Here is a 19,487-nt window from a genome sequence, read left to right as displayed (position 1 = left end):
AGTCAATTGCGATGACTCTGTTGATGGGGAAGGGGCCTTTTTCTTGTCTGCCAAGTGGGTTTAAACCCTATGTCGACACTTCTATGATGAGAAATGCGGCGTATGCGGGGGTTGCACGGCGTACGACCGATGATAATAACAGTTGGGTGCTTGCGGAGAGTCCATGGTCGCCATAACGAATACCACCTCCCTGACTTTTCTCAAGGAAGCGATTGACGCCACCCTGACGGAAGCGGAAACCAGCCTGGAGGCGTTTTCCGACGATCCCTCCCGTCAGGAAGAGCTGGCACGGTGTGCCGAAGACTTCCAGCAATTACGGGGTATCTGCCAGGTGGTTGAGCTGCCTGCAGCGGCGCTGATGAGTGAAGAAATGGCACTCGCCGCCCGGGAGCTGCGTGAAAAGCAGTCCGACGCCCGCGTTCAGGCCCTCAGTAATGCCATTGTCCTGCTGACCCGCTATTTCGATTACGTGCAACTCAAGAACCGCACGCTGCCGGCGTTGCTGATCGGCGGTATCAATGAATTACGTCGCGCTGGTGGCAAAGCACTGATTCAGGAAAGCCATTTTTTCAGTGCCAATCTGTCTCGCCCGCGCACACCGCCCGCTCCCGAGAGTGACTTGCCCCGCGCCGAACTGCCGGCCCTGGCCCGGCGCCTGCGGCATATGTATCAAACCGGGTTGTTAGGCGTACTCCGGGACCTGAATCCCTCGGTCAACCTGCGTCTGATGGGCCGCGCCATGGTGCGCCTGGACCGCGCTGCCGGCGACTGTGGCCTGAGTCGTTTCCTGTGGATTGGCCAGGCGGTGATTACGGCCATGGTGGCGGACGACATGGCCCTCACCCCGGCCAGGAAGGCCTTGCTCTCCCAGTACGACAGGCAATTGAAGAAGCTGGTTTACGGTGGCGATCAGGCGCTCAGCGAAGAAGCGCCGCTGTTGATGATCAAGGAAAGCCTCTACCTGGTGTCCCTGTCTTCCCTGAATTCCGGGGTTGTCGGGCAAGTGAAGCAGGCGTTTGCCCTGGACAGCGATGTGTCCGATGCCATCCTGCAGCGTGAACTGGCGTTGATGACCGGAGCCAGTGGTTCGGTGATCCGGTCGGTTGCCAGTGCCATGCGTGATGAAATCAGTGAACTCAAGGAAAGCCTGGATATGGCATCCCAGGGTGTGGCAGATACCAATTACCAGTCTGTGGCCGCCAGCCTTAATCGCCTCGGCAGTACCCTGGCCATGATCGGCAAGGATGATGAGGCCGGTGTCATCAAACAGCAGGCCACCAAGGTCAATGACTGGCAGGCGGACCAGAATGTGGAGAGCGACGCTTTCCACTCGCTGGTGGATGACCTGCTGATGGTGGAGAACGTTGCCGCCAATCTCGAGCGCAGCATCAGCCCGGAAGATGATATCCACCGTGGCAGCAACAACAGCGGCATTTCCCTCTATCAGCTGGACGATGCCCGGATGACCGTGGTGGGGGAGTGTCGCGCCGGCCTGGCCCTGGCAAAACGCTCCATCAGCTCGTTCATGGATAACAACTGGGATGCCATGCACCTTTCCAATCTTCCGGGTACCTTCGCATCCATTGCCGGGGGGCTGATGTTCCTGGAGCTGCAGCGGGCCCGTGGTGTGACGCAGGCCTGTCATCAATATATTGTTCACCAGCTCATCGAGGGGGGCACGCCTCCTACGAGAGAGAACATGGAAACCCTCGCGGACGCTCTGACCGGAGTCGATTACTACCTGGAAAGCATGGAAGAGCAGAAGCCTATCGGTGACGGCGTGCTGGAAGTTGCCGAAGAAAGCATGAAAGCGCTGGGTTACCCGGTTGCCAAAGTGGCCTGATGCCCATGATTGATCTGTCCAGCCCCGAACCGAAGCACGCCGAGCACGCACGCTGCTATGTGATTCATGAACAGAATATCCTGATTGCTGCGGATCCGTGGCAATTACCGGTCTTACCGGCGTACATGCTGCGTCAGCACCCGCATTACTATTATCTTGGCCTTCTGAATGGCGAGCCCTGCTACGTCTGTGAGCTGAGCAACCACGAGCTCGACGACGGCTCCCTGCAACCGGTGCCGTTGCGGCGGCTGATCGCCGGTGGGCTCGATGAAGCCGGGTTTACCATGGTCAGTCGGGCCCTGCAGTTCTTGAGTTGGCAGAAAAATCACCGGTTCTGCAGTCGTTGTGGTTCGCCCACCGAGCCCCATCCCCGTGATCTGGCCATGACGTGCCCGGCCTGTGGCTATTTTCAGTACCCGAGAATCACGCCTTGCATCATTGCACTGGTGACGCGCGGGGAACATGCCCTGTTGGGGCGTTCGACACGCTTCCCGGAGGGCATGTATTCCTGTTTGGCCGGTTTCATGGAAGCCGGGGAGTCCGCTGAGCAGGCTCTGGCCCGGGAAGTCCGGGAAGAGAGCGGTATCGAGGTGACCAACCTGCAATATCTGAGCAGTCAGTCCTGGCCGTTTCCTCACTCCCTCATGTTGGGATTCCATGCGGATTATGCCGGCGGGGAAATCTGCATTGATGATGACGAAATTGTCGCGGCGGACTGGTTCCACTACCAGTCATTGCCGATGATACCGCCCCCGGGCAGTATTGCCCGGACACTGATTGACCATTGGGTAGCGCGCTTCCAATAAGGGATAGAATCAATGAATTACACACTCGCGCCTCTGGTAATTTTTATTTTCAGCCTGGTGTTCGTATTGCTGGGCGCCTGGGTGCTGCTGCGACAGCAATGGCTGCTGCAATGGCTCAAAGGCACAGCCGGCCTGCTAATGGTGGGGCTGGCCATTTATCTCAGCCTGTTTGCCCTGAATATCTACGGTTATCGGGAATACGCCCAGGAAGTCTCCGTAGCCACAGTGAGCTTCCGCCAGTCAGGTGATCAATCCTTTATCGCCACCGTGACCCGCACGGACGGAACCACCGAAGATTTCCGCCTGAAAGGCGATCAATGGCAACTGGATGCCCGCATCATCAAGTGGAAGATGCCATTCAGCCTGCTGGGCCTGCAGCCGGGCTATCAACTGGATCGCATCTCAGGCAGATACTATGCCCTGGAAGATGAACGCTCCCGTGATCGAACCGTCTACAGTCTCCATCGTGACCCGGTGGGCATTGATGTCTGGGAAATGGCGCGAGAGGGCTGGAGCCTGCTGGTCGATGCCAGCTATGGCAGTGCCGCCTATTTGCCCATGGCTGAAGGGGCCTTGTTTGAGGTCAATGCAGGCCCCACTGGATTGGTCGCTCGCCCCATGAACGGCAGTGCCCAGCAGGCCATCTCCGGCTGGGATTGAGGTTTTCCGTCACCACAGGCCCTCCCTGTGGTGACTGCCATACCCCATTGGGGCTCTGTTAGGTAGAATCACCCCACTTCTTTTCATCTGTCGATATTGGGCAGGTGCCAATCCCACGGACAAGCAGGTAACCAGTGATCGCGTTTTTATCCGAATACGGCATGTTTCTGGCCAAGGTTGCCACCCTGGTGGTGGCAATCTTGTTTGTGATCGGCGGCATCGCCGCCACCGCGTCCCGTGGCCGGCAAAAGGCCGGCCAGGACGGGGAGCTGAAGGTGCGTCACCTCAATGAGGAATTCGAGGACCTGAAGGATTCCCTGGAGGCAGAGATTCTCCCCGAGGCCCAGCGCAAGAAAGCGCACAAGGCAAAGCGCAAACAAGAGAAGCTGGAGGCCAAGCAGAAGAAAAAGGCCGGAACGGAAGACAAGGTGGAGCCGCGTCTGTTTGTACTGGATTTTGATGGCGATGTGCAGGCCAGTGCGGTGGATCATCTGCGCCGTGAAATCAGTGCAGTGCTGCAGGTTGCGACCCAGAATGATGAGGTGCTGGTACGGCTGCAGAGCCCGGGTGGGCTGGTACACAGCTATGGATTGGCCGCGTCGCAATTACGCCGTATCCGCAATAGTGGCATCAAACTGACGGTCACCGTTGACGAGGTGGCTGCCAGTGGCGGTTACATGATGGCCTGCATTGCTGACCGCATTGTCGCTGCGCCATTCGCCGTCATCGGTTCCATTGGCGTGGTTGCCCAGATTCCCAACTTCCACCGGTTGTTGAAGAAAAACGATATCGACGTGGAGTTGATGACCGCTGGTGAATACAAGCGGACCATGACCATGCTGGGGGAAAATACCGAAAAAGGCCGCGCCAAGTTCCAGGAAGAACTGGAAGAGACTCACCAGCTGTTCAAGTCCTTTGTCCGCGATAACCGCCGTGGTCTGGATCTGGACAAGGTGGCCACCGGCGAGCACTGGTTCGGTTCTCAGGCCAAGGAGCTGGGCCTGGTCGATGAGATCATGACCAGTGATGAATTGTTGCAACTGCGGCAGAGTTCCCATGCACTCTATCAGGTACAGTGGGAAGCCAAGCGCAAGCTGGGAGAGCGACTTGGATTCTCCCTGGAGAGCAGCCTGCAACGTGCTGTGGAGAAATTCTGGCACCGTGGCAGTCAGCGCCAGATTCATTAACGCTTAGCCTTAGCGAGTTATCCCTTGTTGTAGGAGCGTCGCTGGCGGCGCGATAACCCGACAGTCACGAGAGACGAGCAGCGAGTTTCGAAAACCAAAACCCGGAAGTCGGAAAAAGTCAGGTTTTCGCTGCTCGCTCCCCGTCTCTCGCAACGCAAAGGAGTCGACCATGAGTTTCCAAGCCCTGCTGACCCGTGAAACCGAGAACGGCTATGAAAACGCGGTTGAAGAACGCGAACTGGCCGATCTTGGGGAGGAGGGTGTGCTGGTGCGGGTGCACTGGTCATCCCTGAACTACAAGGATGCCCTCTCCGCCACCGGCAACAAGGGCGTCACCCGCCAGTTCCCTCACACGCCGGGGATTGACGCGGTGGGTGTGGTGGAGGAAACCTCTGACGGCCCATTCAGTGTGGGTGATGCCGTAATCTGCACCGGTTATGACCTGGGCATGAATACGGATGGAGGTTACGGCCAGTATATCCGTGTACCGGCCGAGTGGTTGGTTCCTTTGCCCGAAGGTCTGGCTCCCCGTGATGCCATGGTGCTGGGCACCGCTGGACTGACCGCAGCCCTGTGCGTGGAATCCTTGCTCGATACCGGCCTCAATCCGGACCAGGGCCCGGTGTTGGTAACCGGTGCCACCGGTGGTGTGGGGAGCATCACTGTGGCCATCCTGGCCAAGCTGGGCTTTTCCGTCAGCGCCGTCAGTGGCAAACAGGCATCCCATCAGTGGCTTCAGTCCCTGGGCGCCAGTGAGGTGATTGACCGCGACCGTTTTCTGGAAAATACCGGCAAGCCCATGCTCAAAGAACAATGGGCCGGGGCCGTGGATTGTGCCGGTGGTGACATGCTGACCACGGCACTGAAAAGCCTGAAGTATGGTGGCTCTGCCGCCTGCTGTGGTCTGGCGGCGTCCCCCAAGCTGGAAATGACCGTATTACCGTTTATCCTGCGCGGCGTGAACCTGCTGGGTGTGGACAGTGTTGAGCTGCCCTGCGAGATAAAGCAGCAGATGTGGCAGTTGCTTGCGGACGAATGGATGCCCGCGGATCTGGCCTTGCTGGAAGCGGATGAGGTAGCGCTTGATGGCGTCAATGCCTGGGTGGAAAAAATCCTTCAGGGCGGTGTTCAGGGGCGTGTCGTGGTGCGGTTGCCTTGATTCATTGATGTGGTGCCAGTGAAAGTAAAAAAGCGCGGATTACCGCGCTTTTTTATTTGTCTGACGAAATCTGCTCACGCATTCTATGGGTAACAGAACACAGGGGCATAGGCCGCAATGAGTGACAACAACTGGCTGAAAATTGCACTTCAGTTGACCGGAAACGGGGGCGCACAGCCACTGGACCCCCAGCAGCAACTGGCTGACACCACGGGCTACTGGGTTCACCTGGATTATACCCGGGAAGAGAGCGAGCAGTGGCTGCAGAACGAAGCCGTTCCCCAAGCCGTCATAGATGCCCTGACCGCCGCGGAAACCCGTCCCCGGGCATCGGAAGTCGCCGGGGGGGTGTTGGTGTATCTGCGGGGTGTGAATCTTAACCCGGGGGCACGGCCGGAGGACATGATTGCTTTGCGCATGTGGGTGTCACCGGGAGGATTGATCAGCACACAGAAGCGCACCTTGCTCAGTGTCGAGGCGGTCCGGAAGACTCTGGACAGTCAGCAAGGGCCGGAATCCATTAGTGCGCTGGTGGCAGAGTTGATCGACCAACTTATCTGGCGAATGGAAGAGGTCATTGAGAATCTTGAGCTGGAGGTGGAGGCCTGTGCCCAGCAACTGGAGGAATCGCCCACCGCCAGCCTGACGTCACATTTGAGTTTGCTGCGTCGCCGGGCGATTACCCTGCGGCGATACCTGGCGCCACAGCGGGAAGCTCTGATCAAGCTGCAGAACGAAAGTCTCTTTGCGGCAGCCGATACCCTGTTGATCCGTGAAGCCACGGACAGGCTGCAGCGCTTGCTGGAAGATCTGGATGCGGCAAGAGAGCATGCCACGCTGCTTCAGGAAGAAGTGTTCTCGGTACAGAACGAGGCGATCAATGATCGCATGTATCTGTTGGCAATTATTTCGGCTTTATTTTTGCCGTTGGGGTTTCTCACCGGTCTGTTCGGCATCAACGTGGGCGGTTTGCCCGGTGTCGAGGATCCCAATGCGTTCTGGTGGTTCTGTTCCGGTGTCGCAGTGATTGCCCTTGGAGTGGGTGTCTGGATGCGAAAACGCCGCTGGTTGTAACCAGCGGCGTTTCAGAATCTACCGTCAGAGCCTGATCAGGCACGTCGATAAATTGGTCTCGGGTCGTTCACGTCAGCCTGGTAGGTGACACTGAAGTCCTTGAGGCCTTGTAGTGCTTCTTCAATATTGCGATCTGCACGAACCTCGAAGGCATTGAATCCGCAACGGGTCATGTAGAACAGCTGGTCACGGAGTACGTCGCCAGTGGCGCGCACCTCACCGTCAAATTTGTAGCGGGTACGCAGCTCCCGGGCGTAGGAGTAGCCGCGTCCGTCCTTGAAGGCAGGGAAGTGGATTGCCACCAGCGGCAAAGCGGCAAGATCGTCTTCAAGGTCTTTCGGCTCCTCGCCGGGGGCCAGCCAAACCGCCACGTCGCCACGAGCGATCAGGGCTTCGCGATTTTCCTGCCAGTAGGCCAGCGGCACAATGATCTTGCCCTGTGCCGGGACGCCATTTTCCAGCGCATCTGTTTCCAGACGCTGCCACTGGTTGTCCACGATGGCGCCATCGATGATCAGCTTACCCATAGATGCGCTCCTTGAACGGTTCCATGCCAATCCGCTCGTAGGTGTCGATGAACGGCTCGTTTTCGAGGCGTTTTTCCACGTAGAGCTTGATGATGTTTTCTACCACATCGGTGATCTGGTCAGACTCGAAGGACGGGCCCAGTTTCTCACCCACCCGGGATTCCCTGTCACCACGACCGCCCAGGGTGATCTGGTAAAACTCCTTGCCTTTCTTGTCCACGCCGAGAATGCCGATGTGACCAATGTGGTGATGACCACAGGCGTTCATACAACCGGAGATGTTCAGGTCAATGGGGCCGAGATCGTGAACATAATCCATATTGTCGAAGCGACGCTGGATGGATTCCGCCACTGGAATGGATTTGGCGTTGGCCAGGGCGCACAGATCGCCGCCGGGGCAGGCGACGATATCGGTGATCAGACCCAGGTTGGGGGTGGCGAAACCCAGGGCATCCAGGGCTTTCCACAGGTCGTAGAGATCCGAGGCAGCCACATCCGCCAGCACCATGTTCTGCTGATGGCTGTTACGCAGCACCCCGAAGCTGTACTGGTCTGCCAGGTCGGCGACGGCTTCCAGCTGCTCATCGCTGATATCGCCGGGAATCCGACCGGTTTTCTTCAGGGTCAGGGTCACCGCACGGTAACCGGCCTGTTTGTGCGCACGGGTGTTGGTGTGATACCAACGATTGAATGCCTTGTCTTCGGCCAGTTTGCTGTCCAGGGCTGCAGTGTCCACTGCCTGGTAGGCCGGAGCGGTAAAGCAGGACTGGATGCGCTCCACTTCTTCCCGGGTCAGCGTCATGGGGCCATCTTTCAGCTCGGCGAACTCCTGTTCTACCAGTTCCCGATACTTGTCGGCACCCAGGGCTTTCACCAGGATCTTGATGCGCGCCTTGTACTTGTTGTCCCGGTTACCGTACTTGTTGTACACCCGCAGGATGGATTCCAGGTAGGGCAGCAGATCCTGCCAGGGAACAAACTCGCCGATCAGCGAGCCCGTCATCGGGGTACGGCCTAGGCCACCACCGGCCCAAACCTGGAAGCCGGTCTCTCCGTCGGCACCGTGAACCAGTTGGACACCGATGTCGTGAACGCCAATCAGGGCCGGGTCCGCATCGGGCACCGCATTCACGGCAATCTTGAACTTCCGTGGCAGGTAGGCGAACTCCGGATTGAACGTGGACCACTGGCGAATGATTTCACACCAGGGGCGAGGATCTTCAATTTCCTTCGGGTTCACACCGGCGAATTCATCGGTGGTGATGTTACGGATACAGTTGCCGCTGGTTTGGATGGCGTGCATCTGCACCTCGGCCAGCTCGGCAAGAATGTCCGGCACTTCCTCTACGGACGGCCAGTTCAGCTGAATGTTCTGACGGGTGCTGACGTGGCAGAAGCCCTTGTCATAGGTGCGCACAATATGAGCCAGACGGCGCAACTGACGGCTCGCCAGTAAGCCATAAGGAACGGATATGCGCAGCATCGGCGCATAACGCTGAATATAGAGGCCGTTCTGGAGACGCAGGGCGAGAAACTCGTCTTCGCTCAGTTCTCCAGCCAGATAACGACGGGTCTGGTCGCGATACTGCGCAACCCGCTCTTCCAGCAATCGCTGGTCATGTTCCTGATAGACGTACATGGGACCGATTCACCGTCCTTTATGCTTGAACCCGAATCCATGGCAAATCACAGATTCGGGTTAGAATTCAACAGGTAAGCGCCTCCCTCGGGGGAGGGAGAGCGGCACTCTAACAAAGCGCCCTTATAGTGAAAAGAAATATCTTGGCATATCGCTATAACGGCGGGCCATTAGAAGGGCTTACTTTGCGGCGGCGTCCAGCACCATATTGACCGTGACCACCATGCCGATGACCAGTGCCAGAACCAGCAGCACATAGACACCGATATAGTTCCCGGCATCGCCCTTGGTAAAGTCGCGCTCGCGGTTTTTGGCGCTCTGGACCCCGAACAAGGCGGCCAGAATACTGCTGATGGTCTGAATCAGGGTGGGTTTCTTGTCCTGATTGGCGGGGTTGTGATGTTGCTCGGACATGGAAAATCCTGCGTTTTGGCGTTGGGCTAAACGTTGATGCTACTGGCATCTATTGTACGCTTGCCGGGGCCCGGGTAACAGCGCAGAAAGGCAGGGTTGAATTCGCTTCACAACGGCACCATTGCAACTGGGGAGTACCTGACTAAAATAGTCAGGAAAGCATTACCACCCCCAGGTGGCCATTCATCCCGAACAGGAATCATGATGGCAGAGCAGTTGATCAACATTACCGAAACCGCCCAGGACTACTTGCGTGACCTGTTGGGCAAGCAGGATCAGGGCAATATCGGCGTGCGCATTTTTGTAGAGCGTCCGGGTACCCCCCATGCGGAGTGCTGCATGGCTTACTGCCCGGAGGGTGAGCAGGAAGAGAGCGACGTTCGCTATGACTACGAGGGCTTTCATGCCTGGGTGGAAGGCAAGAGCGTGCGCTACCTGGAAGATGCGGTGATCGACTACAAGAAAGACAGCATGGGCGGTCAGCTCACCTTCCGCGCCCCGAAATCCCGGGTGCCGGACATCAGTGAAGATGCCAGCATCGAAGAGAAGATCAATTACGTGCTGTATGCCGAGATCAACCCCAACCTGGCGGCCCACGGCGGCAGCGTCCAGCTGCTGGAGCTGACCGAGGATAACGTGGCGGTGCTGGAGTTCGGTGGCGGCTGCCAGGGTTGCTCTGTGGTCGACGTAACCCTGCGAGATGGCGTGGAGAAGACACTCAAAGAACGCGTGCCGGACCTGACCGGTGTCCGCGACAAGACCGACCACTCTGTCACGGATAACGCTTACTACAGTTAAAAGTGGCAAGTTCAAAGTTGTAACACGAGTAAGGCGATTCAATAGCCCGAAAGCAAAAAGGCCGCGCCCAAAGTCTGGACGCGGCCTTTTGCATTTCAGGACAGAGTTAACCTGTCCCGCGCGCTATTCACTGTTAACGGGTAATTGCTTTCCTCACCCACACTGCGGTTTACGACCCGCAGCCTGGGCCTGCTGATACAGCGGCATCACTTCCGGTATACGCGCGCGCAGACCTTCAATCCGGGTGGAATTGGACGGGTGAGTGGACATGAATTCCGGTGGCTCGCTCCCCCCATTGGCCGCGGCCATGTTCTGCCACAGGCCCACGCTCTCACGGGGATCGAAGCCGGCCTGGGCCATCAGCTGCAGGCCAATGATATCGGCTTCGGCTTCATGCTTGCGGCTGAAGGGCAGGGCGAGACCGTATTCTGCGCCCACACCCAGGGCTGCCATTATTCCCTGTTTAGCGGCGCTGTCCTGGCCCGCCAGGGCGCCCAATAGCTGCATGCCACTTTGGGTAGCATATTGCAGGGACATGCGCTCGTTGGAGTGCTGCGCTTGCACATGACCAATCTCATGGCCGATCACAGCCGCAAGCTGACTCTGGTTATCGGCCACTTTCAGCAGCCCGGTATGAACGCCGATCTTGCCACCAGGCAGGGCAAAGGCATTGGCACTGTCTTCCTGGAATACGGTCACTTCCCACTGCTGATTCCCATCCAGGGTGCTGGTGATGGCATTGCTGACGCAAAGGACATAATTCACTTCACGGCTGTTCTTGCTCTGGGGCTTTTCTTGCTTCATCTGGGCGTAGGCGGTGCTCCCCATCTCATCCATCTGGTCCGCTGGCATCAGCAGGAACTGGTTGCGTCCCAGTGGTGAGGTGGCGCAGGCCAGCAGACCGGCGGTGAGGACGGAAACCGTGATCAAACGGCGACATTTCATTGTTCAGTTACTCCCATTCCCGCAGAAAACGGCGGGATACAAACATAAGCCAGCCTGCCCAGCCGGCGCTTCCGGGGAAGATGATAAGGCCAAACAGGGAAATTTCCCATGGTGCCGGGAGCCAGCATCAGCCCGAAGCCGGTAAAACCGGCTGATACCTGCAGGCCTGCAGCAGATGATATTTGGCCGGATTGCAGGCATGACATCAGCCTCTCCCGATGGTGCGGATCGATATACCTTTCTTTGGGGCGGCCGTTTGCCGGTATCAGGGATTCTCATGGGGTATGTCCTGCTGTGGTTCGCTCCTGCTCCAGTAATTGCTGTTTCAACTCTGCGCCCCAGTAAAAGCCGCCCGCACTACCATCGGCACGGGTAACCCGGTGGCAAGGTACCAGTATTGCCAGGCGGTTCTTGCCCACCGCTTGCCCGACAGCCCGCGCCTGGCTGCCTATTTGCCGGGCAATGTCACCATAGTGCCGGGTGCTGCCGGCGGGGATGTCGAGCAAGGCGTGCCAAACCTGACGCTGGAATGAGCTTCCGCACAGATGCAATGGGGCGTGCGAGGTGCCCGGGTTTTCCAGGGCCGAGAGCAGTGCAGGGGTCGGCTGCTCGTTAAGGCACGCATCCGGAAAGCGCTGCTTCAATCTGGTCACAGCGTCGTCCTTGTGGTCACAGAAATCGAAATGGATCAAGCCATGAGGCGACTCGGCGACCAGGGCGTTGCCGTAACCGCTTTCACCGTAGTACCAGGTTAGTGAATCCGCATAATCATCGGACTGATAAATGCGGTGAGCGGCTGACGCGGGCGATTGCCCAGTGTCAGTTTGTGCAGGGGGTTGAAGCCATTGCCCGATCGCCTCGGCGATGGCCTTGGGGTTATCTTCCTGCACATAGTGTAGTCCGCGTCCGCAATCGGAAATATCCAGATTGGGGATCTGGTCCAGCAACCAACGGATTCGAGCCGGGCCGAGTACTGCGCCAGGGCGAAAACGCAATAAAAGCATGGGCTGCGACATGCGTCTGAGGCCCTTTTCAATCTGCTCGATGGCTTGCCAGGTTTCATCCTGACGATCATTGATCGGCAACTGGTTGGGCCAGACATACACCGGATAGCGGGACTCGCGCTGACGAAAAGGACGTTGATAGATACGTCTGACACTGCGTGGCAGATGGCGGATAACCCCGAAGGGCAGCACCATCCTGACAAACAGGTTACGGTTGATGATCAGAAACCGGCCCAGCCGTTCCTGCCGAAAGGCAAAGAAAACGGGCCGCAAGGGCAGGGGGAATTCATCCCAGTCAAAGGTGAACGGGAAGGTTTCCATAAAACACAGACGGCTGACCTTCCCGGGATGCTGTTGAGCCAAACGGAAGCCCAGCGGACCGCCCCAATCGTGCAGAACCAGGGTGATATCGGTGAGTGCCAGGGCGGCAACGAACTCTTCCAGGTACTGGTAATGGGTGAGAAAGCGGTAATCCAGGTCGGGCTGGTCACTTTTGCCGAAACCGATCAGGTCCAGGGCAATACAGCGGTATTTGCCGCGCAGGGGTTTGATGACATTACGCCACAGATAACTGGATGTGGGGTTGCCATGGATGAACAGAATAAGCGGTCCTTCACCTTCATCGATGTAATGCAGGCGATGCCCATTCAGCGTGACGAAACGTGACTCAAATGGAAAATCCGCAAAACCCATGACATGCATCCCTTGCATCGAATTTTTCAACTGTTAGCGCTTTTCTGGCAAGATGCCATGGCCGTGTTATCAACGTAAAGTGCAAAAAAATGCCAAAACCCTACCTGCGTGACGATTTACTGGAAGTGCGCCGAAGCGCAGTCCATGGCCGAGGCCTCTTTGCCAGCCTGCCTATCAAGAAGGGGACCGAGCTGGGTCTGTGTAAAACCAAGCCTGCCAAAAAAGATGGCCCCTATGTGTTATCGCTGGATGACGAGGGCAATGAGCGCTACCGGGTGCTGTGCGATCTGCGTTTCATCAACCACGGCAAGAAGCCCAACGTAGCTTACTATGACGACCTGACCGTGGTGGCCCTCAAGTCCATCAAGCCCGGCGAAGAGCTGCTCCACGACTACGGCGACGATTGGGATTAACCGCAGGAGCTATGCGTAGGGTGCACCGATTGGGTCGCCTCAGAACGGGCAGGGCGAGGTGAATTCCTGCCAGAGCCCGGTCAGCGGGTGGTTGAAGGCCAGCCACTGGGCGTGCAGCAGCAATCTCGGGCTTAGTGCTTCAACCTCCGGCGGCGCATACATGTCGCAGCCGATGATGGGGTGGCCAAGCTCCCGGCAGTGAATACGCAGTTGATGGCTGCGGCCGGTGACCGGACTTAACGCCAGCCGCGTGCGGTTGTGGACTTCGTCCCGTTCCAGCACCTGGTAATGGGTCAGGGCGGGCTTACCGGTCTCGTAGCAGACTTTCTGCAGCGGACGGTTGGGCCAATCCGCGATCAATGGCAATTCGATGCTTCCCTGATCCTTTTCGACCAGACCGTGTACTACTGCCTGATAACGTTTCTTGACGGTCCTTTGCTGAAACAGTCGGCTCAGTTGGCTTTGTGCCTGACGGGTCAGGGCGAACACCATGATGCCGGAGGTATCCAGATCCAACCGGTGTACCAGTCGTATATCCGGATCCTTGATCGCCAGCCGTCTAACCGCACAATCCTTATTTTCCGGTGCCCGCCCGGGCACACTCAACAGATAGGCTGGTTTGTTGATCAGCAGAACATGATCATCCCGGTATATTGTGCCGACCCGCTCATGGCAGGTGGGCACAATATAGTAGGGTTTGTCGGCGAGGGAACTCATGAGGCAATTCGCCGTAGGGAGTCGCAAGTGTCGAGTGACGAAGCACCGGCCCGGTTTTGCCTTTCGCTATGCATTACTCGCTTCTCGCCACTTATTTTCCCCAGAGAATCGCAAACACGTCGTCATATCGGCTGGCGAAGTGCACGGTGAGGCCGGCTTTCAGATACTGGGGCAGCTCATTGAAATCACGTTGGCAAGCGTCCGGAAGGATTACCTCACGGATACCCACCCGCCGGGCGGCGATGACTTTCTCGCGGATGCCTCCCACGGCCAGTACCTGACCGGTGAGGGTCAGCTCGCCGGTCATGGCGACCTTGCGGGGCAGACGCTTTTTCAGTAACAGAGACAGCAGGGCAGTGGCCATGGTAATGCCTGCACTGGGGCCATCCTTGGGAGTGGCTCCCTCCGGCACATGAAGGTGAATGAAGGCCTCATCCAGCTGCTCCTCGCTGAGACCGTATTCCTTCAGATGGCTGGCCACGTAACTATAGGCAATCTCCGCGGACTCCTTCATCACATCGCCCAGCTGGCCGGTGAGTTTGAAACCGCGCTGTTTGCTGTGGACCAGGCTGGCTTCCACCGAGAGGGTGGCGCCGCCCATGGAGGTCCAGGCGAGCCCGGTGACCACTCCGACACCACGTTGGGTTTTTTCCGTCTGGAAGTAGGGCTGGCCCAGAAAATCCGCCAGGTTCTTGCCGGAGATACTCAGTTTCTTTTCACCGGCGAGCAGTTTGACGGCTGCCTTGCGGATAATCTTGTTGAGCTGCTTCTCCAGGTTTCGAACCCCGGCTTCGCGTGCGTAGCCCTCGACAATTTGCCGAAGTGCACTGTCGCTGATGCGAAGTTGTCCCGATTTTACGCCGGCACATTCAAGGGCCCGGGGCCACAGATGCTGGCGAGCAATTTGCACCTTCTCTTCGGTGATGTAACCGGACAGACGGATCACTTCCATGCGATCCAGCAACGGCCCCGGAATACTGTCCAGCGTGTTGGCAGTACAGATAAACAGGGCGTGGCTCAGGTCCAGCCGTTCATCCAGGTAGTGGTCGAGAAAGTCCTGGTTCTGTTCGGGATCCAGGACTTCCAGCAGGGCCGAGGCCGGGTCACCCTGAAAAGACTGGCCCAGTTTGTCCACCTCGTCGAGCATGATCACCGGATTGGCGGTGCCGGCTTCCTTGAGTGCCTGCACCAGTTTGCCGGGCATGGCACCGATGTAGGTGCGCCGGTGGCCCTTGATCTCGGCCTCATCGCGCATACCGCCAAGACTGAAACGATAGAACTGCCGACCGAGGGCATCGGCTACGGATTTGCCGATACTGGTCTTGCCCACACCAGGCGGGCCCACCAGCAGAATGATGGAGCCTTTCACTTCACCACGCAGGGCGCCGACGGCCAGGAACTCGACAATACGGTCCTTTACATCATCCAGACCACTGTGGTGCGCTTCGAGAATGCGGCGGGCGTGTTGCAGATCCAGGTTGTCGTCACTGTACTGCCCCCAGGGCACACTGGTGAGCCAGTCCAGGTAGTTGCGGGTAACGCCATATTCCGGGGAGCCGGTTTCCAGCACCGATAGTTTCTGTAACTCGTCCTCAAATCGCTTCTGTACCGGTTCCGGGGGAGCCAGCGCGCTCATGCGCTCACGGAACTCCTCGGCTTCGGCGGTTTTGTCGTCCTTGCTCAGGCCCAATTCACGCTGGATGATCTTAAGCTGCTCGCGCAGGAAAAACTCACGCTGGTGCTGACTGACTTTCTCGTTCACCTCTTCGGAGATCTGGCTTTGCAGGCGAGCGACTTCCAGTTCTTTTTTCACCAGGGTGAGCACTTTTTCCATGCGTGGTTTCAATGGCACGGTTTCCAGAATGGCCTGGAGCTCCGAACCATTGGCACTGGTCAGCGCTGCGGCAAAGTCGGTAAGCGGTGACGGTTCGCTGGGGGAAAAGTTCTGCAGATAGTGCCTCAGCCCCTCATTGTAGAGAGGGTTCAACGGCAGCAGTTCACGAATGGTATTGATGATGGCCATGCCAAAGGCGCGGATGGTTTCATCCGCCTCGGCGCGGGGTTCCGGGTAGCTGACCTCGGTCATGAAAGGCCGCTTGCGGTTCAGCCAGTGCTCAATTCGGAATCGAGTGGTGCCCTGGGCCACCATCTGGAACTGGCCGTTCTCCTCATTGAGGGCATGGACCTTGACCAGGCACCCGTATTCCGGGAAATCCTCCTGGGTGACCGTATTCGGGTCCTTGTCACCCACGTAGACCAGGCCCAGAGACTGGTGGGGTGTCTGGCTCACCCGTTCCAGGGTGGCTTGCCAGCGTTCCTTGTCCAGCATGACCGGTTGCACCAGCCCGGGCATAAAGGGGCGATGCTGCACGGGGATCAGGTATATTCGCTGGGGTTTCAGCTGGTCGGGCAACGCCAGGCTGCCCGAGGATTGCTCAACAGTATTGGTGTTGTCTTGGCTCATAGTGTTGTCACTTCCATTCAGCGTGGAAACAACATGGTGGCGATGGGCAAAAAATCAATTGTTGATGATCAACAGGTCGGCTGACAGGGATTTCGGGGTTTTGGTGCGGCGCTCCACCACACGGGCGTCCATCCCCGCATTCTCACACTTTTCTGCCAGGGCATAGAAGGGCGAACGTCCCGGGTCGGCAATGATTACCTGCTTGACCCCGCTGCGCAGTCCCCGGCGTATCAGGTTGAAGAGCACCGGGGTCAGTTCATCCCAGAAGCAGATATCGGCGCCAGCGATAATATCCACGTCCGCCAGCCGTTTTTTAGTCAGTTTTTCAAAGCGATCCTGCTGCCGGGTTATCTGGACCTTGTTGATCTGGGCATGCAAATCCAGATAGGGGAAAACGTCCGGGTCCGCATCCACAGCGGTGACCCGGCAGCCGAAACGTTTGGCGGCAAAGATCGACAGAGGCCCCCAGCCGCAACCGATATCCATCATGTGCTCATCGGCGGACACTTTTCGTCGCGTCAGATGGTCCATGATCAGGAAGCTGGAGTTCCAGACCTTGTTGCCATGAATGGACGGTGTGTGATTGGCACGTTTCAGGCGGCGGATTTTCCGGTGGCCGGAACGCAGCAGGGTGATGCCGCGAGTGCGAATGGTATGCGGCTCTCCGGCGCGTATAACTGTTCCTGACATAATCGCTCACCAGCGGCAAAGCTAGAAACAGTAAGGTCAAGCCCGGCGGGATTCAAGCCGTATTATGCAGGCATACTATGGGCAGACAGTTTCTGGATGAATAACCATAACGATTACACCCAGATGATGAGAGAAAGTATTGCCGGTGTCAGTGGTCTCGCCGCCGGAAGAACCCGTTATTTACGTGCCCTGACAGCCATGTCTCGTGTGGCGGCTGTCTATGCCGGGGGGGTTGGCAAGGACGACCGACATCAACGGCATTGCCGGGGCGCAGATATTCTGGCGGCTCTGTGTCGTCGTAATGGTGCGTTCTGGGTCAAGGCGGCCCAGTTCTTCAGTTGCCGACCGGACGTGCTGCCGCAGGAATATATTGAAGCGTTCCAGGCGTTGCAGAATGACGCGGCGCCGGTTTCCTTTGCACGCATCGAAAAGGTGTTGAGGAAATCCTGGGGCCGGGACTGGCGTGAGCGGTTTCGCTGGATTGAAGAAACCCCGGTGGCGGTCGCATCCATAGCCCAGGTGCATCGCGCACGCCTCGAGGATGGCACGGATGTGGCCGTGAAAGTGCGCCTGCCCGGTGTCAGCAAGCTGTTCGAGCAGGATGCAAAGGTATTTCAGGTTCTGGCAGCGATTGCGGCGCCCCGATTCCGTGAGTTCGATCTCAAACAAGCCATCGAGCAACTGTTGATTATGACCGCCATGGAATTGGATTTTCGTAACGAGGCGGCCAATACCCGGCGCTTTTCGCGCCAGCCCCATCATGACCGTATCCGTATTCCTGATTTGATCGATGGGCTGTGCTCGGAACGGATTCTGGTTACCAGCTGGGAGCAGGGCCAGCGATTGCGCAACCATCTGGATGCGAATCCGGAACAGGCAGAAGATCTGCTCTCGGTACTGTTGACCAGTTACTTGCAGCAGGTGACCCGTTTCGGGGTCTACCAGGCAGATCCGCACCCGGGCAATTTTCTGGTCAACGATCAGGGTCAGGTAGTGATACTGGATTTCGGTGCCATCGGGGTGCTGACGCCGGATCAGGTCCGTCGCTACTCACGACTGCTTTACGGTCTGATGGGCTTTGAGGGCGAGGTGGATATTGGCGAACTCTTTGTTCAGGCCGGTTTTAAAGGCGGGAGCCCGGAAACACTGAAAGAGCTGGCACTCTTTGTGCTGACTGACAAGGTCAATCAGCAGGGGCCGGTGGCCGCCATGGGCGAGCTGATGCAGCGGTTCCGGGAAGAGCGAATCAGTATTCCCGATTCCTATATCGGCATCTCCCGGGTATTGATTACCCTGGGGGGCTTTCTGATGAGTTATCAGGTGCCCTTTGACTGGACCCCGCCAGAGCAGCGGCGGGTCCCGTCAAAGGGAGCCTCTGAATGACTTTTCCCGGCTCAGTTTTTCAGGCGGGCTCCCCGTGCGGATCAGATCAGGATTCCGACTGGGCTTCGCGCCAGAACACCCGGAACGCATCGGCACTTTTGGTGGGCGCTTCTGCCATGGGCACATGACCAATGCCATCCAGAATCACTGCCCGAGCGCGGGGTAACGCTTCCAGGAACGCCTCCACGTTGTCCACGCCCAGCAGTCGGTCTTCACGGCCCCAGAGAATCAGCGCCGGCTGATTCAGGGTCGCCAGTGTACCGGTGCCCTCAAGGCTCATGCCCGGGTCCGTGTCCATGTCTTGCCAGATCTTGTCCGCCACCGGGGCATTCTCGGCCTTCTTTGCGCCCATGATGTCGATAAAGAATTCGGGAATATAGGGGGCATCTTCCATGGCCCATTTGAGCGTGGTGTGGAACTGTTCAGGGCTACGAGGGATCAGGGGATTGCTGTCACTGGAGGCGAGTATAGCCTTGAATTCCTCCGTCTGGCGGGTCAGGCCGGCGGAATCCACCAGCCCCATGGAAAGCACCCGCTGCGGTGCTGCCTGCGCCAGCGCCAGGGTGATGGCGCCGCCCATGGAATTGCCGGCCACGTGATAAGCCGGAATTTCCAGGGTTTCCATCAGGTTAACCAGACGCTCGGCCTGTGCGGCCATGGTGTAGTCCAGAGTGGTAGTGCGGGTGGTTTCACCGTGGCCCGGCAGGTCCGGCACCACAAAGTGGAAGTCGCCCTCCAGTTCGTTGACAAAGCGCACCCAGTTACTGGAATCGGCGCCAAAGCCGTGGATCAACAGCACCACCGGTTTGTCCAGCTGGCCTTCACTGCGCAGCAGGTGCCATTGAATGCCATCAGCGGTCTCTACGGTCTGATCTGTCAGGCCGGCACGACTTTTTTCCAGACCCAGGCCGGTTTCATAGGCCCATTTTGCCAGGCCGTCACAGCCGGAAAGAAGAAGGGTGCTGACCAACAGCAGGCTGAGTTTGAATGTATGCATGCAGGAATCCCGTTTGTTGTTTTGCCGAGCCATGAGGATAGGGGATTTTGTGGTCGAGTGTCCTTCCCTGCGGG

General features: G+C 57.9%; 19 protein-coding genes. 9 read left to right on the top strand and 10 right to left on the bottom strand.

Translation table 11 applies throughout. The features are described 5' to 3' along the window. Positions 1–163: 163 nt before the first annotated feature. From C4S63_RS05305 to C4S63_RS05280, 6 genes are all read left to right on the top strand, one after another. On the top strand, positions 164–1,843 hold the full coding sequence (locus C4S63_RS05305) for a hypothetical protein (RefSeq protein ID WP_103916928.1): 1,680 nt from the start codon (positions 164–166) through the stop codon (positions 1,841–1,843). After that, a complete protein-coding gene (nudC, locus tag C4S63_RS05300; RefSeq protein ID WP_234999941.1) occupies positions 1,843–2,649 on the top strand; it encodes an NAD(+) diphosphatase in 807 nt (268 codons plus the stop codon). The genes C4S63_RS05305 and nudC overlap by 1 nt, the downstream gene beginning before the upstream one ends. A gap of 12 nt (positions 2,650–2,661) precedes the next feature. Continuing rightward, positions 2,662–3,309, top strand: a complete 648-nt coding sequence (locus tag C4S63_RS05295; protein WP_062816106.1) for a hypothetical protein — start codon at positions 2,662–2,664, stop codon at positions 3,307–3,309. 134 nt (positions 3,310–3,443) lie between these two features. Beyond that, complete coding sequence (gene sohB / locus C4S63_RS05290; RefSeq protein WP_082844625.1) at positions 3,444–4,496, top strand: protease SohB; 1,053 nt, start codon at positions 3,444–3,446, stop codon at positions 4,494–4,496. Positions 4,497–4,665: 169 nt separating this feature from the next. Continuing rightward, entirely contained in the window at positions 4,666–5,655 is a 990-nt protein-coding gene (locus C4S63_RS05285; RefSeq protein WP_062816105.1) for a YhdH/YhfP family quinone oxidoreductase, read from the top strand. A 117-nt stretch (positions 5,656–5,772) separates the two neighbouring features. Beyond that, on the top strand, positions 5,773–6,729 hold the full coding sequence (locus C4S63_RS05280; RefSeq protein WP_063508225.1) for a zinc transporter ZntB: 957 nt from the start codon (positions 5,773–5,775) through the stop codon (positions 6,727–6,729). 35 nt (positions 6,730–6,764) lie between these two features. Here C4S63_RS05280 and C4S63_RS05275 read toward each other — a convergent pair whose 3' ends face one another. From C4S63_RS05275 to C4S63_RS05265, 3 genes are all read right to left on the bottom strand, one after another. After that, positions 6,765–7,256 carry a DUF934 domain-containing protein gene (locus C4S63_RS05275; protein WP_062816103.1) on the bottom strand — a complete coding sequence of 164 codons (492 nt, stop codon included), beginning with the start codon at positions 7,254–7,256 and terminating at the stop codon, positions 6,765–6,767. Further along, positions 7,249–8,895, bottom strand: a complete 1,647-nt coding sequence (locus C4S63_RS05270) for a nitrite/sulfite reductase (protein ID WP_062816102.1) — start codon at positions 8,893–8,895, stop codon at positions 7,249–7,251. Before C4S63_RS05270 ends, C4S63_RS05275 begins: the two co-directional genes overlap by 8 nt. 180 nt (positions 8,896–9,075) lie before the next feature. Next, positions 9,076–9,309, bottom strand: coding sequence for a DUF2970 domain-containing protein (locus tag C4S63_RS05265; RefSeq protein WP_103916927.1), 234 nt, complete (start codon positions 9,307–9,309; stop codon positions 9,076–9,078). A 201-nt stretch (positions 9,310–9,510) separates the two neighbouring features. Here C4S63_RS05265 and nfuA point away from each other — a divergent pair, with 201 nt between their 5' ends. After that, positions 9,511–10,107 (top strand): Fe-S biogenesis protein NfuA, encoded by a 597-nt coding sequence (gene nfuA, locus C4S63_RS05260; protein ID WP_062816100.1) that lies wholly within the window; start codon positions 9,511–9,513, stop codon positions 10,105–10,107. A 153-nt stretch (positions 10,108–10,260) separates the two neighbouring features. Here nfuA and C4S63_RS05255 read toward each other — a convergent pair whose 3' ends face one another. The 3 genes from C4S63_RS05255 to C4S63_RS17605 all read right to left on the bottom strand — a co-directional run bounded on the left by C4S63_RS05255 (position 10,261) and on the right by C4S63_RS17605 (position 12,749). Next, positions 10,261–11,052: a M48 family metallopeptidase gene (locus tag C4S63_RS05255; RefSeq protein WP_103916926.1), complete on the bottom strand. Its 792-nt coding sequence runs from the start codon at positions 11,050–11,052 to the stop codon at positions 10,261–10,263. Continuing rightward, positions 11,049–11,258, bottom strand: coding sequence for a hypothetical protein (locus tag C4S63_RS17265; protein WP_146063356.1), 210 nt, complete (start codon positions 11,256–11,258; stop codon positions 11,049–11,051). Before C4S63_RS17265 ends, C4S63_RS05255 begins: the two co-directional genes overlap by 4 nt. A gap of 69 nt (positions 11,259–11,327) precedes the next feature. After that, positions 11,328–12,749, bottom strand: coding sequence for a haloalkane dehalogenase (locus tag C4S63_RS17605; protein WP_160052721.1), 1,422 nt, complete (start codon positions 12,747–12,749; stop codon positions 11,328–11,330). Positions 12,750–12,838: 89 nt separating this feature from the next. On the opposite strand from C4S63_RS17605, the gene C4S63_RS05245 reads away from it, so the two are divergent. Beyond that, the gene (locus C4S63_RS05245) at positions 12,839–13,162 is read left to right on the top strand and encodes an SET domain-containing protein (protein WP_062816097.1); all 324 of its coding nucleotides are present in this window, start codon (positions 12,839–12,841) and stop codon (positions 13,160–13,162) included. Positions 13,163–13,201: 39 nt separating this feature from the next. On the opposite strand, the gene C4S63_RS05240 is transcribed toward C4S63_RS05245, so the two are convergent. From C4S63_RS05240 to C4S63_RS05230, 3 genes are all read right to left on the bottom strand, one after another. After that, complete coding sequence (locus C4S63_RS05240) at positions 13,202–13,879, bottom strand: pseudouridine synthase (protein ID WP_063509755.1); 678 nt, start codon at positions 13,877–13,879, stop codon at positions 13,202–13,204. A 91-nt stretch (positions 13,880–13,970) separates the two neighbouring features. Beyond that, positions 13,971–16,343, bottom strand: a complete 2,373-nt coding sequence (gene lon, locus C4S63_RS05235; RefSeq protein WP_103916924.1) for an endopeptidase La — start codon at positions 16,341–16,343, stop codon at positions 13,971–13,973. A gap of 54 nt (positions 16,344–16,397) precedes the next feature. Further along, complete coding sequence (locus tag C4S63_RS05230) at positions 16,398–17,033, bottom strand: methyltransferase (RefSeq protein ID WP_103916923.1); 636 nt, start codon at positions 17,031–17,033, stop codon at positions 16,398–16,400. 96 nt (positions 17,034–17,129) lie between these two features. Here C4S63_RS05230 and C4S63_RS05225 point away from each other — a divergent pair, with 96 nt between their 5' ends. Continuing rightward, positions 17,130–18,416 (top strand): AarF/ABC1/UbiB kinase family protein, encoded by a 1,287-nt coding sequence (locus C4S63_RS05225; RefSeq protein WP_234999940.1) that lies wholly within the window; start codon positions 17,130–17,132, stop codon positions 18,414–18,416. 46 nt (positions 18,417–18,462) lie between these two features. Here C4S63_RS05225 and C4S63_RS05220 read toward each other — a convergent pair whose 3' ends face one another. Further along, the gene (locus C4S63_RS05220; protein WP_103917060.1) at positions 18,463–19,413 is read right to left on the bottom strand and encodes an alpha/beta fold hydrolase; all 951 of its coding nucleotides are present in this window, start codon (positions 19,411–19,413) and stop codon (positions 18,463–18,465) included. Between the last annotated feature and the right edge of the window lie 74 nt (positions 19,414–19,487).

Origin of the sequence: Alcanivorax sp. DSM 26293, assembly GCF_900107995.1 — a bacterium.
In the GTDB taxonomy this organism is placed as follows: domain Bacteria; phylum Pseudomonadota; class Gammaproteobacteria; order Pseudomonadales; family Alcanivoracaceae; genus Alcanivorax.
The sequence above is the reverse complement of the archived record's forward strand: the minus strand, read 5'-3'. Positions and strand labels throughout refer to the sequence as shown.